This is a genomic window from Brevibacillus centrosporus (assembly GCF_003710815.1).
Classification (GTDB): Bacteria; Bacillota; Bacilli; order Brevibacillales; family Brevibacillaceae; genus Brevibacillus; species Brevibacillus centrosporus.
Map to the genome: position 1 here is coordinate 161515 of NZ_RHHP01000006.1, position 20620 is coordinate 182134.

The window sequence follows — 20620 nt, forward strand, 5'->3', positions numbered from 1 at the left end:
TGAGGTTATTTGCAATAATCATTTCATACAAGCGAATTTTAAGAACTGGGGGAATTTTATGAAGACTAGATTTGCCTTTTATATTTTAGGGGCAACCGTACTGGGTGCAGCATTTGGTCACTTTTTTCCTGAGCTAGGCAAGGATATCAAGCTTCTCGGTGACGCTTTCATCCGTATGCTGAAGATGATCGTCATTCCTGTTATCGTTACGACTTTGCTGGTTGGGATTGCAGGGATCGGGGATATCAAACGGATGGGGCGAATTGGCATCAAAACGGTCCTCTGGTTTGAGCTGATTACGACGCTGATCCTATTTATTGGACTCGCGATTGCCAATCTGGTTCAGCCTGGAAAGGGCATTGATCTGACCAATCTTCCCCAGGCTGATTTGACAGCTATTGCTTCCAATACTTCGACTGTTCTCGATGGGAAAACGCTTTTACTCCACATCATTCCTACCAATATCGTCGACGTCATGGCGAAGAACGATCTGCTCGCCGTCATTTTCTTCTGTATGCTTTTCGGGATCGCGCTGGTCAAGCTAGGCAATGAGGCCAAGCCTTTTGTCTCCATGCTGGAAATCGCATCCAAAGCATCGTTTCAGCTCGTAAACATGGTGATGCTGACAGCGCCGATCGGTGTATTCGCCTTGATGTCCAATACGATCGGAACTTACGGCATCGCTTTGATCGTGCCGCTTCTGAAGCTGATCGGGACAGCCTATCTCGGACTTGCTGTCGTCGTGTTTGGCCTCTTCTCACTGGTTGCCCTGCTCCTGCGTGTGCCGATCAAGGAAATCTATAAGATGGTCTGGGATCTGATGATCGTCGGTGCATCGACTGGCAGTACGGAGACGGTCGTGCCGCAGCTCATGCAGCGACTGGAGAAGTACGGTGTACCGAAATACATTACGTCCTTTGTCATTCCTGCCGGCATGCCGCTTAACTCAGATGGAACCACCCTGTACCTGACGATTGCGGGTCCTTTTATAGCTCAAGCTTTTGGGATCGACATGTCGTGGCAGCAGCAGCTGATGATGGTGCTCTTTTTCATCGTAACGAGCAAAGGGGTAGCGGCTGTACCTTCTTCCTCCATGGTCATTCTGCTCGCTACTGTGACTGCTGTTGGCTTGCCGCCTGAAGGTGTCGCCTTGATCATCGGCATCGACCGTGTCATCGATATGGCTCGTACCGCCGTCAACGTGTTTGGACATGTCTTCTCCTGCATCGCTGTGGCGAAGTGGGAGGGAGTTTTCCGCAAAGATACTGAGCTTTCGGAAAGCCAATCGGCTACTTCTTGAAGACTGAATACCATTGCAAATAGAAACAGCGTCAGATTAGGGAAGATAGCATTCCTCGCCTGACGCTGTTTTCTTTGACTTTTGATAGGTACGCCTCCGTGGGCAAATCGCATAGCATACCGACTGAGAGTGTGACGGGTCTCACTTTTTTTGCTTCTCGCAGGTTTTGCACAAGGATTGTCCAGACAAATGGAGAAATTGGGTATATAGTGATAGTTGAAAAAAATTTGATCAGATAACAAGAAACGAGGGATACCCAGATGAGTCAGACAGTTTACAAAATAGGGGTCATTGGTGCAGGTGTGATGGGGGAGCGGATGATGAATGCGCTTCGTACGCACAGTCTGTTTCGTATTGCTGCGATCAGCGATGTATCGGCTGAGCGGGCACAGGAGTCGGCAAAGCTGAGTGGGGATGCAGCATGGTATACCGACCATCGGGAGCTTCTCGCCCGTGAAGATCTGGATGCCGTCTATTTGGCAGTTCCTCCGAAATTCCATCATGCGATTGCCCTGGATGTGCTCGCGGCCAAAAAGCATTTGCTTTGCGAAAAGCCGTTGGCAAACTCGCTTTCTGAGGCAGAGGAAATGCTGCAGGCAGCAAAAGAGGCAGGAGTCGTTCATGCTATGAATTTCCCGACCTTCTATCAGGCGATTTTTCCTGAGCTGAAGAATCGAATCGCTCAGCTGGGAACGATTCGGCGCGTCGATATCCTCACACATTTCCATCAATGGCCGCGGCCTTGGCAGCAAACACCTTGGCTCTCCGGCAGAGAACAAGGCGGCTTCATCCGGGAAGTACTGCCTCACTTCACTCATTTGACGTATGCGCTGTTTGGGGATTTGGAGGTCGTTCGTTCGGAAGTAGATTATCCGGCTGATCCAGAAGCATGCGAGACAGGGGTATCGGCCTTCCTGCGCTTGGCAGACGGTACGCCGGTGACGATCAACGGCTTGGCAGGCATCGCGCATGTGGAGCATCTAGATTACCGCATTTACGGAACAGAAGGGACGCTCAGCCTGCAAAACTGGACCAATCTCTTCATAGGCGGGGATAATCAGGCGCCATCTTTGGTGGAGATTCCTTTGATCGATCGACTCACCCTGCTGCTCGATGAGTTTGCGCAAGCGATGGAGGGCAAGGAAGCGAGATTGGTGACGTTCGAGACTGGCGTTAAGGTGCAAAAAGTATTAGAGGCACTGCTGGGGAACGAGTAATCATCAGCCTTGGAAAAGAAAAATAGCCGCGGGGGAAATCTCGCGGTTTTTTTTCTACCATTTGTTTTACATTTGAAGTACCTTGCTTTGCATCAAAAAGTCGATAAAGGTGCGCATGATGCCGTTGAGCGGGGTATCCTTGAGGTAAATCAGCTCAAAATTCCGGTTGAGCTGGGGCAGGTTTTGAACGGATACTTCCAACAGCTCACCCTCGGACAAATCCTTTTGAATCGAGAAGCGGGGAAGAAAGGCGATGCCCAGCTTTTGTTTGACCATCCGTTTCACGACTTCAATATTGTCTACTTCCATCACGACGTTGTTCTGCAGCTGATAGTGAGTGAAGGCACTGCTGATCAGCTTCCAATCCAGCGATCCGCGATTGAACAAAATGAGTCTCTCGCGTGCGACCTCTTCGATCGAAACCTGATGTCGGGTGAAAAAGGCATGCTCCGGGTAGATGGCGAGAACCATATCATCCGGCATGAGCTGAATCCGGTTGATCTGCGGGTGCGTCACTTCACGGGCGATGCCAAACGATACCTCGTGATTCAGCACCATGTCCAGAACCTGATGAGAGTGCCCGGTGAGGATGGTCAGCTTGATCTTGGGATAAAGCTTTTGAAATTGCTCTACCAGGTCAGGCAGGATGTAAAAGGCTGCGACAAAAACGGTAGAGATGACCAGCTCGCCCTCCACATCTCCGTAGGAGCGCTGGATGGCCTGCTGCCCCTCCTGCAGCATGTGCAAAATGTTTTTCGCGTACGGGAGAAACAGATCGCCTTCCTTTGTCAGCGAAATCGTATGACCCGTCCGCTGAAAGAGCTTGCAGCCCATGGATGTCTCCAAGGCTTTGATCCGCATGCTGACCGTCGGCTGAGAGAGGTAGAGCAGCTCCGCCGTTTTGCTGAAACTTCCTGTGAGAGCAACGAAAATGAATGCTTCGATCTGTTCCATATTCATAGGGATGGCTCCATTATGCAAAATTTTGAACACGCCTATAGCAATCTTTTATTGGATATGTCGTTACAATTACATTAACGTAAAAACATAAGACTGGCTAGAACCTAGATGAGGAAGGCGATAACCGATGGCAGCCATGAACGTGATTGACTTGCATTGCGATGCGCTATTGAAATTATGGGAACGAAACGGAGAAATCTCTTTTGCTGACTCCGCAGAGCTGGATGTGAACAAGGAACGGCTGCTGCAAGGCGGGGTCAAAGTACAATGCTTTGCGATCTACACCAACGCTGATATGAAGGCAGAGCAGCGTTTTCAAGCGGCACTCGATCAAATCCACTACTTTTACAAAGACGTGCTGGGCAACAATCCGCAGATGAAGCAGATTCGGGAATGGAGCGACTTTGATCGTCTGGAGGACGGACAGGTCGGGGCGATGCTGACTCTGGAGGGCGTAGAGCCAATCGGCAACGACCTGAAAAAGCTGCACATCCTGTATCAGCTGGGCGTGCGTGCTGTCGGTCTGACTTGGAACAATGCCAATCTCGCAGCAGATGGTGTACTGGAGCCGAGAAATGCGGGACTGACCACCTTTGGCAAAGAAATCATCCAATTCCATAACGAGCACAAGATCTTGACGGATGTTTCCCATTTGAGTGAGACAAGCTTCTGGGAAACGCTCGAGATCGCCAAGTATCCGATTGCCAGCCATTCCAACGCGAAAGCTGTGTGCAGCAACCCGCGCAATCTGACGGACGAGCAGGCAAAAGCGATGTTTGCCAAAGGAGCCAATGTGCACGTCGTCTACTGTCCGATGTTCGTAAAAGAAGAAGGCGAGGCTACAATCGCGGATATGATTCGCCATATCGATCACTTCTGTGCGCTGGGGGGAGTGCGGCATATCGGTCTTGGCTCTGACTTTGATGGAATTACGAACAAGGTCGTGGGCTTGGAGCACGCGGGCACGACCCAAAATCTCATCAATGAACTGCTGAAGCATTATTCCGAGGAGGAAGTGCGCGGATTTGCCGGTGAGAATTTTCTGCGAAATCGACCGGTGTAAGAGGATTGTGAACAAGAGGAGGAGCAAAGGCCATGAAAATCCGCGAGTACGGGGTAGCCATCGGGCAGCTGCCCACGGGAGAGAAGAACGACATTACAGACGTGCCTGATGTTCGCGTGGGACATGTGACGATCCAGCGCGAATTGGAGGGAGACCAGGAATATGCGTGCACAGGTGTCACCGCAATCGTGCCGCACGGTGGCAGTCTGTTTCGGGAAAAAGTGACTGCTGCCAGCTATGTGATCAACGGCTTTGGGAAAACGACAGGACTGGTGCAGGTCAATGAGCTCGGGGTACTGGAGTCGCCGATCATGCTGACCAATACCTTTTCCGTCCCAGCTGTCACGCAGGGGACGCTCGAATACATGCTTGCAGGACATGAAGAAATCGGAGATAAGACAGGGACGATCAATCTCGTAGTCGGCGAGTGCAATGACAGCAGTCTGAATTCCATACGCAGATGCGTGGTACAGCCGCAGGACGCGATCGAGGCCATACAGAAGGCGACGAATGCCCCCGTGGAAGAAGGAGCAGTTGGAGCAGGAACAGGCATGGTCACGTTTGGCTATAAAGGGGGGATCGGCTCCTCCTCCCGCATCGTGTCAGCAGCAGACGCGTCCTATACAGTCGGCGTGCTTGTCTTGAGCAATTTCGGGAGCAAGCAGGAGTTTTTGGTCGACAAGCTGTTTCCTGCGGGGGAGAACCCCCTTCCTGCGCGAGAGAACTCCTTCCCTGCGGGGGAAAACCCCCTTCCTGCTGTAGAGAAGCCTACCGATGGCTCCATCATCATGGTGCTGGCAACAGATGCACCGCTCAGTGATCGCCAGCTGCTGCGGGTGGCAAAACGCGCGGGGATCGGCCTTGGACGGACAGGCAGTCATTTCGGTCACGGAAGCGGAGACATTGTGATTGCCTTTTCTACGGCGCATAAAATCCCGCATAAAGCCGAAGGGATCGCCGAGACACGCACGCAGCTGCGTGAAGATCATGCCGTGATGAACCAGCTGTTTGCGGCAGCAGCTGAGGCGACGGAGGAAGCCATTTACAATTCTCTCTCCCAGGCAAAGACGACGACAGGCAGAAAAGGAACTACGGTTTACGCCTTTCCGTTCGAAAGATTCAGTAATCAATAGAGAAGGAAAAGGGGGAGCGTCCAGTGACGAATCATTTGTGGAACGAGGCAGCTTTTGAAGCGTTTGTAGAGAGCTTCATGGAGAAAGAGCAAGTACCCGGGCTTGCGGTCGCCATCTCGCGCAGGGGAGAAGTCATCTACCAGAAAGGCTTTGGCGTGCGAGATAGAGAGACGTTAGAGCCTGTTACGCCTGCGACGATCTTTGGGATTGCCTCTGTGAGCAAGTCTTTTACCGCTGCGGCGATCATGCAGCTGGCTGCTGAAGGCAAGCTGTCTGTGGACGATCCGGTGGCTGCGCATCTCCCTGCGTTCCGGTTATCCGACGGAAGCGATCCTTCCCGTGTAAAAATTCATCATCTGCTTTCCCATACGACCGGTGTGCCGCCGCTGTTGCGCAGAGAAGAGTTGCATTATTTTGAGGACCATCTGGATTACGTAGCATCGGCTGCCTATGAACCTTTGGGAGAGCCAGGGGAGTACTTCAGTTATTGCAATGATACGTTCCTGCTTCTGGGGGCCATCATCGAGCGAGTGAGCGGACGGATGTTTCGACGCTATATCACCGCTGAACTGTTGGAGCCGCTCCACATGCATCGCTCGACGTACAGTCTGGAAGAAGTGTCCCGTATGCAGGATGTCTCCGTGCCCTATGTCAAACAGCCGGGACAGCCACAGCCGCTGCGAGTGGAATGGCCGAGCATCGGAAACTATGAAGCGGGCGGCGGGATTCGCTCCAACGTGCTGGATCTTTTGAAATACGGCGAGCTATACGTAAAGGGCGGGCGCATGAAGGAGCGAGCTTTTGCTGGAGAGAAATGGCTTCGCAGCATGTGGCAGCCTGTGCATCAGCTGACGAGATCTGCCTGGTACGGATATGCGCTGAAAGTAGTTCCTGCTTATGCAGAAGGCGTTACGCTTGTCGAGCACGGTGGCGGTCAGCCAGGCGTCTCCTCGCATTTTGGCTTTGTGCCGGAAAAAGAGCTCGTCGTGACCGTCTTGTCCAACATCGACCAGGTGCTGATCCGCGATGTTTGGTTGACTGCCATTAATGCATGTCTGGGTCTTCCTTTGGAAAGACGGGAAGAGCGAGAGCCGCAATATACGGCATCACCAGACGAGCTGGCTAGACTGATGGGTACATACAGCTCCGCTGAGGGAGGACAAGCGCGCATTTTCTTGCGGGATGGCACTCCGGTGGCGGACGTAGCGGGCACGGAATTTGAGCTGCGCCAGAGTGGAGTGGACACGCTGGTCTTTGTCGCAACGGAAATGCCGCTCCGCTTTTTCTTTAAGCTTGAAGCCGGGGAGCGGGCATGGGCAGTCCTTCTGGGGATGCGGATGTTGACGAGAGCAGAGTAAGAAAAAATAGAGAGCGTATCCTCGATCTGAACTGACCCCTGCCAAGTAGACAGAAATATAAAAGCAACATTAAGCAGCCTGAGTCCGATATTCATACGGACTTAGGTTGTTTAGTTTTTGTTGAAAACGTTGCTGGTTGTAGAATTGGATGTAGCGCTTGACAGCATACTTCACTTCTTTACTCGTACGGAAGGTGTATCGATTAAAACATTCAGATTTGAAATGGCTAAAGAAATTCTCCATGCAGGAGGATTCCTTTCACATTCCGTTTTTTTCTTGCCTGTTTCACTGTATCCATGACAAGCTTTAGATCATTTCTTTGGCTAAGCTGATAGGCGATGATCTCGTTGTTATATAAGTCTTTAGCGGCGGATAGATATAGCCTTTGCCCATTAAAAATTACATAGGTAATATCGGTCACCCATTTCTCGTTTGCTCTAGAAGCGTGAAAATCCCTGTTCAACAGATTACCTGAAATGACATATACTTCTTTTTTACCGTAATAAGGCCTTTTCTTGCGGATGACAGCAAACTTTTGGTTGCACGGTACCGAATCCATTCCACCTTTCACATCTTTAAGAGCTTTTTTAATAAGGCATTCTCCGCTTCAAGTCGTTTGATTTTGGCCTCTGGATGCTTTTCCTCGCTTTTCTTCAAGGCCAGCGAGTCCTTCCGCTTGGAAATATTCCACCCACCTACGCACCATAGAGTGATCGATTCCTAATTCTTTCGCTACGCTCTTGTAACCCATCCCGTCTTTCAGGTATAGATCAACCGCTTTTTTCTTGAAAGCAGTATCATACGTTGTCCTAATTTTCCCCATGTGAAAATCCCCCCATAATAGACAGAGTAAGATGCTTGCTTTTCTCTGTCTACTATGAGGGAATCATATCACGATCAGGGGTGCGCTCTTTTTTTTTTACAGTAAGAATTTATACCACAAAGCTTCGTGGAGCCAAGTTTTCTAATGTTTGGACTCACCTGATGGGAAGGGTTGCCCGCATCAAAAGTAACCCATAATGAGAAGAAAATACTTGAGGTGAAAGAGGATGAGGTTATCCGTAGGAGTACGGCTCTTCCTGACGCTGCTTCTGGCTGTTTCGGTTTCGAGGGGGGCAGCAGCCAAACAGGATACGCCCATCGTCCAGACCGGGATCGAACGTTTGCTGGAAAATCCCGAAATGCTCACGGGAAAACGGATCGGCTTGATCACGAATCAAACGGGGGTTACGAGGAATCTCGTTCATGATGTTGACGCTTTGCTTGCCCGAAAGCTTTTGCTGGTTGCCGTGTACGGACCGGAGCACGGGGTCCGTGGAACCGAACAAGCAGGTGAGGCAACCGGCTCATTCCGCGATCCGAAAACGGGCCTGCCTTTTTATAATCTGTACGAAAAGAAGCCAAAAGAGATTGCTCGCCTTTTTCGCGATGTCGATGTGGTTCTCTACGATATTCAGGATGTCGGCTCTCGTTTTTACACGTACATCGCCACCATGGCTTATGCGATGAAAGCAGCGGCCATCGCTGACAAGCCTTTTATCGTGTTGGATCGCCCCAATCCGATCGGCGGCGAAAAGGTGGAGGGTCCTGTGCTCGAGCCGCCGTACCAGTCTTTCGTGGGACTCTATCCCATTCCTGTTCGCCATGGGATGACTGTAGGTGAGCTTGCTGGATATATCCAAAAGCAGTATCTGGAAAAGGAGTTTGGTGCAAAAGCGAAAGTGACCGTCATCCCCATGACAGGGTGGAAGCGGGGGATGTCCTATGAAGAAACAGGCTTGCCCTGGGTGCCGCCCTCTCCGAATATGCCCACAGTGGATACGGCGACTGTCTATCCGGGGAACGGCTTGTTTGAAGGGACCAACCTGTCAGAGGGACGGGGAACGACGCGACCCTTTGAATGGATCGGGGCGCCTTATATCAACAGCTGGGAGCTCGCGCAGAGACTCAATTTGCTCAAGCTGCCCGGCGTTGCGTTTCGAGAGGTGTACTTTCAGCCAGCCTTTTCCAAGCACGCAGGCAAAAACGTAGGCGGGGTGCAGTTTTATGTGACGGATCGCGAGGCGTATGATCCCATCCGTACAGCCCTCTCTGTGATCGTAGAAGTGAAAAAGCAGTATCCGAAGCATTTTGCCTGGCGTCATGACCACTTTATCGACAAGCTGATCGGGACGGACGCGGTCCGCAAAGCGATCGACCAAGGAACCTCTGTGGACGAGATCGTGGTCCAATGGCAGGACAGATTGCATAGCTTTGAAAACCAGCGAAAGCTTTTTTTGCTGTACAGCTCGGAGTGATGAAGAATGAAAAAACGCACAGGCGCTGTCATCATGCTGTGCCTCTGCATGGTCAACACGTGGTCAACTCTCGCGATGGATGGGCCTGAAGGAGAAAAAAAGGCAAAGCCCGTGGCGAAGCCCATCTCCCATGCCTGGGATGGCCCCGGCAAATCGCTGAACATCCTTCGGTCAGGTAAACTGTCCGAGGTCGGGATGGCAGAGGAGCCTTTTCGCGAAATCGATGTGCAACTTGAAGCTGCCATCCGGCAAAACCAGATACCCGGTGCCGTCATGCTTGTGGCGAGAAGAGGGGTAATCGTCAAAGAGCAGGCATATGGCTTCGCGGCTAAATACAAGGACGATGAGTTCACGCCCATGCAGCGGCCCCTTGCCATGCAGACGGACACCATCTTTGATCTGGCGTCGATCAGCAAGCTGTTTACCTCGACAGCCGTAATGCAGCTCGTCGATCAAGGACTTCTTCAGCTGGATGCTCCAGTCGCCCGCTATTTACCTGATTTTGCAGCAAACGGAAAGCAGCAAGTTACGATCCGCCAGCTGTTGACGCATACGTCAGGGTTTCCGGCGTACATCCACCTGTTCAAGAAAGGCAAAAACCGGGAAGAGCGGATGCAGTACGTGCTGGATCAGCCACTCGTCCAACCGCCGGGAAGCGCCTATGTTTATAGTGATTTGAACATGATCGTTTTGGGAGCTGTGGTAGAAAAGCTCTCTGGACTAACACTGGATGCCTACATTCAAACGAAGATCCTTACACCCTTGGGCATGTCGCATACCATGTACAAGCCAACGGGACAGCTGCGAGAGCATATCGCCGCGACGGAATACCAATCTGTGCCGAAGCGCGGGCTTGTCTGGGGAGAAGTGCAGGACGAGAATGCCTGGTCGCTTGGAGGTGTGTCAGGTCACGCAGGACTTTTCGGCACAGCTCGTGATTTGGCTGTTTTCGCGCAAATGATGCTAAATGGAGGAAGCTACGGAGAAAAGCGGATCTTGTCCGAGCAGGCTGTCGCCTGGATGACGGAAAATCAATTGCCAGCCTTTCCTGGAGACGAGCAGGGCCTCGGGTGGGAGCTGGCTCGTGGTACGTATATGGACGCACTTTGCGACAGCAAATCGATGGGGCATACCGGATTTACGGGGACCTCCCTCGTCGTCAGCCCCAATCAGGAGACGATCGGAATCTTGCTTACGAACCGGGTGCACCCCATCCGCGACACCGAGTCGATCACGCCTCTTCGCAACCAGGTCTTTCGGCAAGTCGCCCGTTCGATCCCCGTTGATATCCCTTGGCAGGAAGGAGCTTGGTTCGCGGGAATGGGGGACGATGCTCAGGCAACGCTAACCGCGACAGCAAATCTGGCGACGGGCGGCACACTTGCTTTTGACACATGGTATCGCTTGGAAAATGAGTACGATTTCGGCTACATCGAAGCTTCCGTGGACGGGAAGGAATGGAGGCTGCTCGGAAGCCCGGCTACAGGCGAGAGCGACTGGACGCGGGTGTCGCTGCAGGTGCCGCCGGGGACGCGCTATGTGCGTTTCCGCTACGCGACAGATGAGACGATTAACGGAAGAGGCTGGTTTCTCCATCAGCCTGTCCTTCTCCAGCCAAACGGAGAGGAATTAAGCGTCAGCTGGAAGGCGGAAGGCTGGAAGCTGGAGCAAACGAGGAAGGAGGAAGACAGATGACCAAAAGCAAAGGTCGTATGCACACCGTTTTTTTCGTATGTACGGTTGTGCTGCTCGCTGTACTCGTAAGCACGGGGACGTCGGGTTATCCGTCGAATGTGAAGGCACAGGCGCAGATCCCGGACCTGCTCATTCATTTGAATCTGCCCGAGATCAAGGAACAGCGGATCGGCGACACGCTGTCTCTGCAGGCGCTTCATGTGTATCGGGATGGTCATGTCGAGAAAGTGACAAGACGACTGCAATGGAAAAGCTCAAACAAGAATGTCGCCACCGTCGATCGACAGGGGGTGGTTCATTTTACCAGTGACCAAGGCACCGTCTTTCTTTCTGTTTCTGACGGCAGAGTAGAGGATCGGATCGAGCTGGTATACCGGGAGCAGGGAAGACCCCAGGTGACTGTAATCAAGCAAAAGGGAGAACGCTATCAAGTCATTGGCAAATCGATTGCGAACATGACCTTGGAGGAAAAGGTCGGGCAAATGATGATGCCTGATTTTCGCCGGGTGCAAGGGAAAAACGTAACCACTCTGCTGCCGCAAGTAGCAGAAACCATCAAGAGGAATCAGGTGGGTGGTGTCATTCTTTTTCGGGAGAATGTCGGGAATACAGAGCAGACGGTGCGTCTCGTACATGAATACCAACAGCTTGCGCAAAAATACGGTCTTCTGGTCGCGATTGACCAGGAGGGAGGCGTCGTCTCCAGGCTGCAGCAAGGAACGGATTTGCCTGGCAACATGGCACTCGGGGCAGCTCGCTCCAAGCTGTTGGCATGGAAAGCTGGCGACGTCATCGGAAGTGAGCTCGCGAGCTTGGGGATCAACACCAATTTTGCCCCTGACATGGATGTGAACAACAACCCCGACAACCCCGTTATTGGAGTGAGGTCGTTCGGGGAAGATCCGAATTTGGTGGGAGAGCTCGGGGTCGCCTATATGCGGGGGCTTCAGCAAAACGGAGTCGTGGCAACGGTCAAGCACTTTCCTGGGCACGGAGATACAGCGGTCGATTCCCATTTAGGTCTGCCTCAGGTTCCCCATGATCTCGAACGACTCGCGCAGCTGGAGCTGCTGCCGTTTCGCCAAGCGATCACGGCAGGAGTGGACGCGATCATGACGGCTCATGTCACCTTTCCCAAAATCGATGCGACAACGGTGCTGTCTCAAAAGGACGGGTCAAAAATCGCTCTCCCCGCCACCCTCTCCCCCAAAGTCATCACAGGCTTGATCCGGGAGCAGCTCGCCTTCGATGGGGTGATTTTTACGGATGCAATGAATATGCAGGCCATTTCCGATCATTTTGGGCCAGTGGATGCTTCGCTCCGAGCCATTGAGGCAGGGGCAGACATCCTGTTGATGCCGGTTGAACTGGATAAGGTCATAGCCGGTATTGTGGACGCGGTGAAAAAGGGGAAAATCAGCGAGGAGCGCATCAATCAGTCCGTCAGACGGATACTGTCCTTGAAAATCAAGCGTGGGATTTTGATAGAGGAAGACCCAGAGAGCATCGAGGTCAAGCAGATGAAAGCGAGGGAAGTGAATGGATCGGCAGAGCATAGGCAGGTAGAGGCGGAAGCGGCATTGCGCTCCATCACGCTGGTGAAAAACAGCGGTGTGCTGCCGCTGAAGCTGACGGAAGCCCAGAAAATTGCAGTAGTGGGCAAGGAGTACGTCGACAAGCTGGCAGAAGCGATTCAGATATATCACGCCCAAACAACCCCTGTCCACCTAGGAAACAAAGGCTTTACCCCAGAGCAGTGGAAGCAGGTGATCCAGGCAGATTCGGTGATTCTCGCTTCCTACACTTCGGATGTAAAGGGCCGGTCTATGGAGGACCCGCTCATGAAAGAGTACAGGCGACTCATCGAGCAGAGGGTAGGGCCTGTAGTAGGCGTAGCCATCCGCAATCCCTACGATATCATGGCTTATCCTTTGGTCGATGCGTACCTCGTCCAATACGGCTACCGCACAGCCAGCTTTGCCGCAATGGCGGACACCCTTTTTGGCGGAAATCAGCCGAGGGGAAGACTGCCAGTGACGATCCCGGACGGAAAAGGAAATGTCCTGTATCCGTATGGACATGGGTTATCCTACGAGCAAACGGGGAGAATGAATAGCCGAAGGGCAAGCCAAAAGATCCAGCATGGGCAGCTGGAGCTTTCTCATTATTTAGGCTCGCTTCGCAACCGGAATCCATATTTCGCTGCGAAAGACAGGGGATGAGACATCCTTGTGCTCGTTCCACAAGATTTCAGGACCGGGCGCCTGCTCGTAGATCGAGGAGGGGAACCATTCGGAATAGATTCGTCCCCACACGTTTTGCAGTGTATCCGGGAATGGACCGATTGCCTCGAATACCGCCCAGGTCGAAGCGGGAATCTGGAGTGCAGTCAGGTGACTTGGGCATGCGTCTGTCGTGGCTACACCGATGTAATGGTCCAGCTCTCCCTTCTCGTCCATCCGCCCTTCCGAAAAATTCGTCGAAGCGCTGAGCAGCCCGTTAGGCTCGACGTTGGACAGACTCTTCAGCAGGTGAATAGCAGCTTCATCCAGCGTTGCCCACATGGCGGCAATCTCTGGATTTACGCCGTCGAATTGAATGGGGACTCGTTTTTGGATGCCGACGATGGTGAACGCTTCTTTTTCCACGATTCGATAGTTCATTTCTGTACCTCCCTGTATCGATAAATGGAAGGTCATGCGTGGATAAGCTTTTAGCACATGGCCGTGACGGCGCGCCTCCGAGGGAGTGATTCCGTGCAGCGCGATAAACGCCCTCGTAAAAGCATCAGCAGAGCTGTATCCGTATTTGACTGCGATGTCGATGATGCGAGCGTCCGTATTTGACAGCTCGAAAGCGGCGAGAGTCAGTCTTCTGCGACGGATATACTCGGAGAGCGACACGCCAGTGAGGAACGGGAACATGCGCTTGAAATGATACTCGGAACAAACCGCCAGCCTCGCCACTTCACGAAAATCAATTTCCTCTGTCAAATGATCCTCGATGTACGAGAGGGCGTCATTCAGCTTTTCCAGCAAATCCATACGGCAGACCTCCTTTTCATCTAGTAGAATAGCAGGGATTGAAGGGAGAGCTCCGACTATCCGTGCACAGGAAAGACGGGGCGAATTTGGACAAGCTCGTCACAATGTGTATACTGTTCATGTGGACGACTATGAAAAATGGAGGTGTTTTTGAATGAAAAAACTGCGACTGATTACGTTGATGCTCGTTGCTGCAATGGGCTTGAGTGCTTGCGGTGCGGACACTTCCAAGGCACCAGAAGGGGTCAAGGATGTGCAAAAAGCGGCCTTTCCCGTTGGTAGTGATGTGATCATCCATGCAGACCATATGCCCGGGATGAAAGGGGCAAAAGGCAAGATCGTTGCTGCCTACGATACGACGGCCTATGCGGTTACTTACACGCCTACAACAGGTGGAGCGCCAGTGACCAACCATAAATGGATCATTCAAGAAGAAATCAAAAATCACAAAACAACCGCGTATAAGCCGGGAACAGAGGTCATTCTGAAAGCCGATCACGAAAAAGGAATGATGGATGCCTCAGCCAAAATCGAATCGGCAGAATCCACTACGGTCTACATGGTTGACTATACGCCAACGACCGGCGGCGGAGAAGTGAAGAACCACAAGTGGGTCATCGAAAGCGAGATTGCCAAGCCGTAGTGACCCTGAGCAGTGAAAATAGAATCGTGAGCAATAGCGGCAGTCTTGGACTTTTCTTCGGTCCGGGCTGCCGTTTCTTTTTGGGGGAAGAAAAGGCTGCTACCTCTTCAGTATAACCGCTGTGAAGACTCCGGCAAAAAAATCAATAAATGGTAGAGAAAGTGAAAAAAGAGGTGAATATATTGAAGCTTACTATTCTGAATATTTAGTACAATGCAAACACACTGGCAATCATTCGTAGATTGAGGGGGTTTGTGTATGAAAGTTTCCAAATGGTTCTCGGCTGTACTGAGTCTGGCTCTGTCTGTGGGGCTAGTCGCCGGGTGTAGCAAGTCTGCCAGCAATACGCCAGCAGCTAGCTCTGCGTGGAGGCAATGGTCAAGCTGGGCAGACCGTTACACTGAAGATGGTGGAGAGTATCACGAGTCCACAGAGAACGGAGCTGCTCAAGGAATTGCTGGCACAGTTCGAGGAGAAAAATCCTGGCATCAAGGTCGATTTGATTTCCCCCCGTTTGAAGGGGTCGATCAGAAAATTACCCAGATGCTGATGGCCAAAGAAAAGCTCGATGTGCTGGAGGTGCGTGAGTTCAATGCGAAGCAGTTTTCCATGAACGGCTTTATTGAAAATCTGAAGCCGTACACGGACAAATGGAAAAATTACGACCAGCTGACGGATATCGCCAAGCGACGGGCGACCTGGGTGGATAACACCCCGTACTACATTCCAAATGGCTTGTACCAGCGCGTGTTGTTTTATCGGACAGACTGGCTGAAGGAAGCGGGTCTGGAGGTGCCTAAAACGTGGGACGAACTGCTGGCTGCTGGGAAAAGCTGACAGACCCGGCGAAAAACCGCTACGGCTACAGCTTCCGTGGAGGACCGACTGGCTGGGATTATGCGCTGATCACCATCTGGGCGTATAACGGCAAAGAGGTCGATCCTGCGTCCGCGTTTTTCTTAAAGGACGGACGTACCGTATTTGCGACTCCGGAATCTCTGCAAGCCATGAACTTCTATAAACAGCTCTATAAAGAAGCATCGCCTGCCGATTCTGTCAGCTGGGGCTTCCAGGAGATGGTGCAGGGCTTCGTTTCAGGGTCGACCGCTATGCTGATCCAGGACCCGGATGTCATCGATGGGGCAAAAGAAAAAATGAAAGAGGGCACGTGGGCGGCAGCTCTGCTTCCGATCGGACCATCCGGAGTGGCGCAGCAGGTCGTCGGAGGTCCAGGCTGGGGGATGACAGCGTATTCCAAGCTCAAGGATGAGGCGTGGAAGCTGATCGAATTCCTCTCCGACCCAGAACAAAGCACGACTTATGCCAAACGGACCTCGGTCATTCCGGTCGTCAAATCAGCTGCCGAAGACGAGTTTTACTAGACAGGCTATTTCAAAGCCTTCATCGATATGAACGCACAAGCTGACGTTTTCATCGACGTTTCCAGACCGGTTGATTACAAGGGCTGGGGAGCATGGCAAAGCGCGGCCGACAAAGATATTCAGAGCTATTTGCTCGACAAGATCACGGCTGAAGACCTGCTGAAAAAATGGGATGAGTATTGGACAAAAGAAAAAGCAGAGCGGAAATAGGCGAAGGGAGGAAGTCCTAGGTGCAATCAGAGAAGCCCGTCGTCATGACGAATAAGCGGGCGGCTGCAGAGCGAAAAAAACCGTTTCGGCTGAAGGGAGAGGGCCAGTTCATTTTCTGGTGCCTCTTCCCGGCCCTGCTGTTCGTAGCTGTCTTTACGTACTATCCGCTTCTTCGCGGAGTCGTCATGTCCTTTCAAAACTACACCCTCTTTGATTTGTTGAACATACAATTCATCGGACTGGACAACTTTGTCAATGTCGTGACGAGCCCTGACTTCCCTCGAGTAGCGCTTAACAGCTTTTTCTGGGTCGTATGCTCGCTGTATTTCCAGCTGCTTTTTGGATTGACTCTCGCCTTACTGATGCGGCGGAGGTTTCGTGGCAGAGGAATTTATCAGGCGCTTGTGTTTTTTCCTTGGGCGATGTCGGCCGTCATCATCGCGAACATCTGGTACGGGGTGGCTTTCTTCGCCATCATGATTTTGGCGGCGCTGCAATCGATCCCGGAAGAGCTGTACGAAGCAGCCGCGATGGATCGGGCCAGTCATGGGGTTCTTCTCCGCCCTACTGAAAAATTAAAAACGATTCTCAAGATCTTTCGTTCAATGTCGGAGAGATGCATCCTGCTTCACCCAGCCTAACTGGTACAGGTCTTTCACGAAACGGCTTGTTCTATCATCAGCAGCTAGATCAGCCATGCTTGCACCCATTTCTACTGAGCGCAATACGCGTAAATGATTGACCGTCAGTACTGGTACGTCACGCATTTTCTCATCATCCGGAACAGTCAATATTTCTACCATTGGGTCATTCCCTTGTGGCGAACGTACGTTCCCAATATAAACCAAAGAGCTTGTAATATACAAATGAATTGTAGTTAAGCCTCTCCTTTCTAAAACCAAAAGTAGCAGCTTCTAATTACCTAACGGTAAAAGTAGCTGCTTTTTCATATGATACAAATTGCATCTTGGGTTATGCTCGGGGAGACACGTATGTATTTATTCCGTACTGCTTGTTTTTATGACCTTAAGAACAATTCCAAGGACCAGTAACAACAAATTACTTTGATTATAGTTATTTGTCGTATTGTTTAAATTCAACTAATGTATTAGGCATATTTAATGGCCACATTCTTCCCTCAATGAAAATATAGCTAAAAACATACTTACCATTTTGTTCGATTTGATCATAGGTCTCTTTAGCACTAAGTGTATTACTCTTTTCAGGAGAGGAGCTTAACAAGTTTACCTTATCTCCAATTCTAATTGTCTTCTCATTGCTACAAAATTCTGTTTCGTTATTTAAACAAATATGCTTAATACTAAGAAAATATTTGTTATTTTCTACCCATTTGTTTGTTACCATAACAAACCCATACGTTTTACTATATGCCTGAAAGTTCAGATATAACCCGATTATACTAAGCATAAGTAGGAGCATAATAATTAGTACTACTTTTTTTTTCATAATACATCCTCCCCCTGAATATCATTTGTCCACCAAGGGTGAGAATACGCTCCAGCGTATGTGAAAGTTTCACCAGTTTTACTTACAGGAATTCTAATTTCTTCATGGCCCGTTCCTCTAATTTCATATGCAGTATTGATGTCACCCTGTTCAAAAGACCAATCCGTACCCTCTAAATTGGTTTCATCACTCTCCACCGGGACAGTTAACCATTTACCTCCTCCATAATGATCGTCTGGAACCAGAGCCTGTACATTTGCCCAGTCTCCTGATGCATACTTTGTTCCTTCATCTCCCCAATAAAGTGCAAAGCGATCAGTCAGATTTTGCATAGGTGGCACATCCCACTCGAACTCTACGTAAAAATTATATTTGAATTCCTTACCGGTACCGGTTAATCCAGCCCATGTTACATAAGTCTTTCCATGCCAAACATCGTCTTCTTGGTCCCAGCCAGTGCTAAATAGATCGATATTTTTATTGGATTTCTTTTCGGATTTTAACTGTTCTTTTATTTCTTCAATGCTATCCCCCTCAAATGTTACTTCATTTTCCCCATCTCCAACACGATATGTAGCATTAACTGGGGTCGTCTTGACTCTTTTACCACCATCGGATACAAGTCTTTGCTTTAGAGTAATACCCATATCAGCAATTTCACCTTTAGAAAAACCCATCTCCCTTAAAATTTTATCTAACTGTCTTTCATTCAGTTCCTCAGCAAACGAAACTGGACTAATTCTACCATCTTCGAATTTTTTCACTTCGTAATTATCACCGATATCAATATCCAAAGTCTTTTCACTACTCGCAAATGTAGGAACTACAAATAAAGACAAAACGAGTGAAGAAATCACAGCAAAGGGTGTAAACTTCTTAACCATAGTTCTTACCATCTTTTCCATTTTTTGCTTTTTCATCACCTATTATATGGGATGTTCATTTCCGTGTAAATAGTTACATATATTTCGCTTCACGTAATTAATTGAATCGCAACAATAATCAGATATAATTACATGCTAATATAATCATTTTTCCAGTTCTTTAAATTATAAAGCTGTTGATTTTTAAAGTATAAATACTCTAATTTGCTCATGCTAATGTATACAATTAAAATAGTGGTAACAATTCTGCTTAGCTATGTCGTTTCCAGCAGCTGTGGAGAATCACACTGCCTTACATCCTGCCGACCATGCTGGTGACGATCCTTTTGCGCGTCATCTGGATCTTGAACTTCCCAGACATCATCTACGCGATGACAAACGGAGGACCAGCCGGATCTACGCATATTTTCGCCACGTTCATGATCGAGAAGGTCATTTTCGGACAGGACTACGGCCAGGCATCGGCTATTGGTGTCATCATCGTGCTGATTTTGCTGCTGTTCACGGTGTTTTACGTCAAGGCGACACGAGTGGAGAAGGGAGGTGACTTCTGATGGAGCGAGATAACGTTTGGTGGAAAACAGGCAGGGTCGTCGTGCTGGGAGGGTTCCTGGCATTCGCGATCTTCCCGCTGTATTGGATCGTCATTACTTCGCTCAAAGGACAGCAGGAGATTTTTGCGCTGCCCATACGCTATTGGCCGGAATCGGCTACGCTGCTCAACTACATTGAAATCTTTCGGATCTCTCACTTTCAGGTGTACATCTGGAACAGCTTCCTCGTATCGCTGGTTGCCTCCTCCGTGGTCGTCTTGATTGCGATGCTGGGCGGGTATGTGCTGGCGCGTTTCTCCTTCCGCGGCAAAAGACAGGTGATGCTCGGATTTTTACTCACCCAAATGATCCCGATGTTCATCGGTATGGCGCCCCTGTACGTGATGATGTCACGCATGCACATCCTTAACAGTCTGGTATCGCTGATGCTCGTCTACACGATGATGCTGATCCCTTTTTGCACCATCATCATGTCCGGCTTTTTTCAGCGGATTCCAAACGCTTTGGAGGAAGCGGCGATGATAGATGGCTGCTCGCGAACTCATGCCTTGTTTCGGGTCATCGTACCCGTTATGCTGCCGGGCATTGCCGCGACCTTTATTTTCGCGTTTGTCCAATGCTGGAACGAGCTGATCATGGCGGTCTTGTTCATCGACGAGGAGTCCGTCAAGACGATCCCAGTCGCCATGAATGCTTTCATCAAAAAGTACGACATCGAGTGGGGGGCCATGTCGGCAGCCACCGTGCTGTCTGTGATCCCGACCATGCTGCTGTTCGCCTTTTGCGAGAAATACCTAGTGGAGGGGCTGACACAGGGGGCTGTAAAAGGGTAGGAACCGAAAAGAGCACAATCCTTTTCACAGAGGATGTGCTCTTTCTCATTTTCATACTGTTATTGGGCCAGCTCGATCCGAACGATGGTTTCTTTTTGAACCGGCTGTTTTTCCAGCTCGATAATACGCCAGTTTGGAGAAAGCGTAGAATGTACGTCAGCGAGTGCGTCATCTGTCAAACGGATTTGATCCAGCGCCGTTTCCTGTACCTGATAATCGGTTTCGGCAGTCAGTCCAAAGCGTTTGTTCAGCAGGAACTTGACACCGTTGATCGTCGCGAATTTGATTTGATAGCCCTCACGAATGGCTGTTTCCAATGTGAATGGATCCTGCTGGGCAAGCTCGAACAAATCGCTGAAATCGTAGCGGCCGCCCTCGACATCTGCGAAGGCTTGACGATTGTCGGTACGCAGCTTGTGGATGATTTCTTCATCGACAAAACCGTTGGCACGAGCCGTCTCCAGCAGCATCATTTCCCATTGTGAAAGCTTGACGGTAGACATGAAAGCTCCTCCTCGCCTGTATGTAGTATGCATCATTAATCCGCCAGAAACCCAGATACTTACTAGTATAAAGGAGT

24 protein-coding genes are annotated in these 20620 nt (G+C 50.4%); 15 read left to right on the plus strand and 9 right to left on the minus strand.

Features of this window, described 5'->3' with window-relative positions:
• Positions 1-58 precede the first annotated feature (58 nt).
• On the plus strand, positions 59-1300 hold the full coding sequence (locus EDM55_RS07745; RefSeq protein ID WP_122960010.1) for a dicarboxylate/amino acid:cation symporter: 1242 nt from the start codon (positions 59-61) through the stop codon (positions 1298-1300).
• A 260-nt stretch (positions 1301-1560) separates the two neighbouring features.
• Entirely contained in the window at positions 1561-2517 is a 957-nt protein-coding gene (locus tag EDM55_RS07750) for a Gfo/Idh/MocA family protein (RefSeq protein ID WP_122960011.1), read from the plus strand.
• Positions 2518-2583: 66 nt separating this feature from the next.
• Here EDM55_RS07750 and EDM55_RS07755 read toward each other — a convergent pair whose 3' ends face one another.
• Positions 2584-3477: a LysR substrate-binding domain-containing protein gene (locus tag EDM55_RS07755; protein ID WP_092265917.1), complete on the minus strand. Its 894-nt coding sequence runs from the start codon at positions 3475-3477 to the stop codon at positions 2584-2586.
• Positions 3478-3604: 127 nt separating this feature from the next.
• On the opposite strand from EDM55_RS07755, the gene EDM55_RS07760 reads away from it, so the two are divergent.
• The 3 genes from EDM55_RS07760 to EDM55_RS07770 are packed head-to-tail and all read left to right on the plus strand — an operon-like array spanning position 3605 to position 7031.
• Positions 3605-4540: a dipeptidase gene (locus EDM55_RS07760; protein ID WP_122960012.1), complete on the plus strand. Its 936-nt coding sequence runs from the start codon at positions 3605-3607 to the stop codon at positions 4538-4540.
• Between the two features lie 32 nt (positions 4541-4572).
• Entirely contained in the window at positions 4573-5673 is a 1101-nt protein-coding gene (locus tag EDM55_RS07765; protein ID WP_122960013.1) for a P1 family peptidase, read from the plus strand.
• 23 nt (positions 5674-5696) lie between these two features.
• Entirely contained in the window at positions 5697-7031 is a 1335-nt protein-coding gene (locus EDM55_RS07770; RefSeq protein ID WP_259676076.1) for a serine hydrolase domain-containing protein, read from the plus strand.
• Positions 7032-7100: 69 nt separating this feature from the next.
• On the opposite strand, the gene EDM55_RS31390 is transcribed toward EDM55_RS07770, so the two are convergent.
• The 3 genes from EDM55_RS31390 to EDM55_RS07785 are packed head-to-tail and all read right to left on the minus strand — an operon-like array spanning position 7101 to position 7854.
• The gene (locus tag EDM55_RS31390; protein ID WP_122924557.1) at positions 7101-7274 is read right to left on the minus strand and encodes an IS3 family transposase; all 174 of its coding nucleotides are present in this window, start codon (positions 7272-7274) and stop codon (positions 7101-7103) included.
• The gene (locus tag EDM55_RS07780) at positions 7258-7590 is read right to left on the minus strand and encodes a DDE-type integrase/transposase/recombinase (RefSeq protein ID WP_122960014.1); all 333 of its coding nucleotides are present in this window, start codon (positions 7588-7590) and stop codon (positions 7258-7260) included. The genes EDM55_RS31390 and EDM55_RS07780 overlap by 17 nt, the downstream gene beginning before the upstream one ends.
• Before the next feature lie 48 nt (positions 7591-7638).
• Complete coding sequence (locus tag EDM55_RS07785) at positions 7639-7854, minus strand: transposase (RefSeq protein WP_373863330.1); 216 nt, start codon at positions 7852-7854, stop codon at positions 7639-7641.
• 226 nt (positions 7855-8080) lie between these two features.
• On the opposite strand from EDM55_RS07785, the gene EDM55_RS07790 reads away from it, so the two are divergent.
• From EDM55_RS07790 to nagZ, 3 genes are read left to right on the plus strand one after another with little or no spacing between them, the layout of a single operon-like run.
• Positions 8081-9328: an exo-beta-N-acetylmuramidase NamZ family protein gene (locus EDM55_RS07790; protein ID WP_122960015.1), complete on the plus strand. Its 1248-nt coding sequence runs from the start codon at positions 8081-8083 to the stop codon at positions 9326-9328.
• A gap of 6 nt (positions 9329-9334) precedes the next feature.
• Positions 9335-11023 (plus strand): serine hydrolase domain-containing protein, encoded by a 1689-nt coding sequence (locus EDM55_RS07795; RefSeq protein ID WP_092265911.1) that lies wholly within the window; start codon positions 9335-9337, stop codon positions 11021-11023.
• The gene (nagZ, locus tag EDM55_RS07800; RefSeq protein ID WP_246071013.1) at positions 11020-13245 is read left to right on the plus strand and encodes a beta-N-acetylhexosaminidase; all 2226 of its coding nucleotides are present in this window, start codon (positions 11020-11022) and stop codon (positions 13243-13245) included. The genes EDM55_RS07795 and nagZ overlap by 4 nt, the downstream gene beginning before the upstream one ends.
• On the opposite strand, the gene EDM55_RS07805 is transcribed toward nagZ, so the two are convergent.
• Positions 13192-14067, minus strand: a complete 876-nt coding sequence (locus tag EDM55_RS07805) for an AraC family transcriptional regulator (RefSeq protein ID WP_122960016.1) — start codon at positions 14065-14067, stop codon at positions 13192-13194. The genes nagZ and EDM55_RS07805 overlap by 54 nt on opposite strands.
• A gap of 154 nt (positions 14068-14221) precedes the next feature.
• Between EDM55_RS07805 and EDM55_RS07810 the strand changes: the two genes are divergently transcribed.
• From EDM55_RS07810 to EDM55_RS07820, 5 genes are all read left to right on the plus strand, one after another.
• Complete coding sequence (locus EDM55_RS07810; protein ID WP_092265909.1) at positions 14222-14710, plus strand: YdhK family protein; 489 nt, start codon at positions 14222-14224, stop codon at positions 14708-14710.
• 258 nt (positions 14711-14968) lie between these two features.
• Positions 14969-15547 (plus strand): ABC transporter substrate-binding protein, encoded by a 579-nt coding sequence (locus EDM55_RS31395; protein WP_326245022.1) that lies wholly within the window; start codon positions 14969-14971, stop codon positions 15545-15547.
• Positions 15514-16092, plus strand: coding sequence for an extracellular solute-binding protein (locus EDM55_RS30825; RefSeq protein ID WP_326245023.1), 579 nt, complete (start codon positions 15514-15516; stop codon positions 16090-16092). Before EDM55_RS31395 ends, EDM55_RS30825 begins: the two co-directional genes overlap by 34 nt.
• A 27-nt stretch (positions 16093-16119) precedes the next feature.
• Positions 16120-16302: a hypothetical protein gene (locus tag EDM55_RS30830; protein ID WP_246071012.1), complete on the plus strand. Its 183-nt coding sequence runs from the start codon at positions 16120-16122 to the stop codon at positions 16300-16302.
• A 20-nt stretch (positions 16303-16322) separates the two neighbouring features.
• Entirely contained in the window at positions 16323-16943 is a 621-nt protein-coding gene (locus EDM55_RS07820) for a carbohydrate ABC transporter permease (protein ID WP_246071011.1), read from the plus strand.
• On the opposite strand, the gene EDM55_RS29910 is transcribed toward EDM55_RS07820, so the two are convergent.
• The 3 genes from EDM55_RS29910 to EDM55_RS07830 form a co-directional block, all read right to left on the minus strand.
• Positions 16905-17105 carry a hypothetical protein gene (locus tag EDM55_RS29910; RefSeq protein ID WP_139228051.1) on the minus strand — a complete coding sequence of 67 codons (201 nt, stop codon included), beginning with the start codon at positions 17103-17105 and terminating at the stop codon, positions 16905-16907. The two genes, EDM55_RS07820 and EDM55_RS29910, sit on opposite strands and share 39 nt — an antisense overlap.
• Positions 17106-17376: 271 nt before the next feature.
• The gene (locus tag EDM55_RS07825) at positions 17377-17769 is read right to left on the minus strand and encodes a hypothetical protein (RefSeq protein WP_122960017.1); all 393 of its coding nucleotides are present in this window, start codon (positions 17767-17769) and stop codon (positions 17377-17379) included.
• A complete protein-coding gene (locus EDM55_RS07830) occupies positions 17766-18674 on the minus strand; it encodes a hypothetical protein (RefSeq protein ID WP_122960018.1) in 909 nt (302 codons plus the stop codon). The genes EDM55_RS07825 and EDM55_RS07830 overlap by 4 nt, the downstream gene beginning before the upstream one ends.
• Before the next feature lie 251 nt (positions 18675-18925).
• On the opposite strand from EDM55_RS07830, the gene EDM55_RS07835 reads away from it, so the two are divergent.
• Together EDM55_RS07835 and EDM55_RS07840 are read left to right on the plus strand one after the other, a co-directional pair.
• A complete protein-coding gene (locus EDM55_RS07835; RefSeq protein WP_258957938.1) occupies positions 18926-19207 on the plus strand; it encodes a carbohydrate ABC transporter permease in 282 nt (93 codons plus the stop codon).
• On the plus strand, positions 19207-20040 hold the full coding sequence (locus EDM55_RS07840; RefSeq protein WP_122960019.1) for a carbohydrate ABC transporter permease: 834 nt from the start codon (positions 19207-19209) through the stop codon (positions 20038-20040). The genes EDM55_RS07835 and EDM55_RS07840 overlap by 1 nt, the downstream gene beginning before the upstream one ends.
• Positions 20041-20099: 59 nt before the next feature.
• Here EDM55_RS07840 and EDM55_RS07845 read toward each other — a convergent pair whose 3' ends face one another.
• Entirely contained in the window at positions 20100-20543 is a 444-nt protein-coding gene (locus EDM55_RS07845; protein WP_122960020.1) for a hypothetical protein, read from the minus strand.
• Positions 20544-20620: the final 77 nt, after the last annotated feature.

Excerpts from the sequence above, each read along its gene's own strand:
- EDM55_RS07805 (WP_122960016.1), bottom strand. The coding sequence starts at position 14,067 with ATGGATTTGCTGGAAAAGCTGAATGACGCCCTCTCGTACATCGAGGAT.
- EDM55_RS07785 (WP_373863330.1), bottom strand. The coding sequence starts at position 7,854 with ATGGGGAAAATTAGGACAACGTATGATACTGCTTTCAAGAAAAAAGCG.
- EDM55_RS31395 (WP_326245022.1), top strand. The coding sequence starts at position 14,969 with ATGAAAGTTTCCAAATGGTTCTCGGCTGTACTGAGTCTGGCTCTGTCT.
- EDM55_RS07755 (WP_092265917.1), bottom strand. The coding sequence starts at position 3,477 with ATGAATATGGAACAGATCGAAGCATTCATTTTCGTTGCTCTCACAGGA.
- EDM55_RS07760 (WP_122960012.1), top strand. The coding sequence starts at position 3,605 with ATGGCAGCCATGAACGTGATTGACTTGCATTGCGATGCGCTATTGAAA.
- EDM55_RS29910 (WP_139228051.1), bottom strand. The coding sequence starts at position 17,105 with ATGGTAGAAATATTGACTGTTCCGGATGATGAGAAAATGCGTGACGTA.
- EDM55_RS07825 (WP_122960017.1), bottom strand. The coding sequence starts at position 17,769 with ATGAAAAAAAAAGTAGTACTAATTATTATGCTCCTACTTATGCTTAGT.
- EDM55_RS07745 (WP_122960010.1), top strand. The coding sequence starts at position 59 with ATGAAGACTAGATTTGCCTTTTATATTTTAGGGGCAACCGTACTGGGT.
- EDM55_RS31390 (WP_122924557.1), bottom strand. The coding sequence starts at position 7,274 with ATGGAGAATTTCTTTAGCCATTTCAAATCTGAATGTTTTAATCGATAC.
- EDM55_RS07795 (WP_092265911.1), top strand. The coding sequence starts at position 9,335 with ATGAAAAAACGCACAGGCGCTGTCATCATGCTGTGCCTCTGCATGGTC.
- EDM55_RS07765 (WP_122960013.1), top strand. The coding sequence starts at position 4,573 with ATGAAAATCCGCGAGTACGGGGTAGCCATCGGGCAGCTGCCCACGGGA.
- EDM55_RS07780 (WP_122960014.1), bottom strand. The coding sequence starts at position 7,590 with ATGGATTCGGTACCGTGCAACCAAAAGTTTGCTGTCATCCGCAAGAAA.
- EDM55_RS30830 (WP_246071012.1), top strand. The coding sequence starts at position 16,120 with ATGAACGCACAAGCTGACGTTTTCATCGACGTTTCCAGACCGGTTGAT.
- EDM55_RS07840 (WP_122960019.1), top strand. The coding sequence starts at position 19,207 with ATGGAGCGAGATAACGTTTGGTGGAAAACAGGCAGGGTCGTCGTGCTG.
- nagZ (WP_246071013.1), top strand. The coding sequence starts at position 11,020 with ATGACCAAAAGCAAAGGTCGTATGCACACCGTTTTTTTCGTATGTACG.
- EDM55_RS07830 (WP_122960018.1), bottom strand. The coding sequence starts at position 18,674 with ATGGAAAAGATGGTAAGAACTATGGTTAAGAAGTTTACACCCTTTGCT.
- EDM55_RS07845 (WP_122960020.1), bottom strand. The coding sequence starts at position 20,543 with ATGTCTACCGTCAAGCTTTCACAATGGGAAATGATGCTGCTGGAGACG.
- EDM55_RS07810 (WP_092265909.1), top strand. The coding sequence starts at position 14,222 with ATGAAAAAACTGCGACTGATTACGTTGATGCTCGTTGCTGCAATGGGC.
- EDM55_RS07750 (WP_122960011.1), top strand. The coding sequence starts at position 1,561 with ATGAGTCAGACAGTTTACAAAATAGGGGTCATTGGTGCAGGTGTGATG.
- EDM55_RS07790 (WP_122960015.1), top strand. The coding sequence starts at position 8,081 with ATGAGGTTATCCGTAGGAGTACGGCTCTTCCTGACGCTGCTTCTGGCT.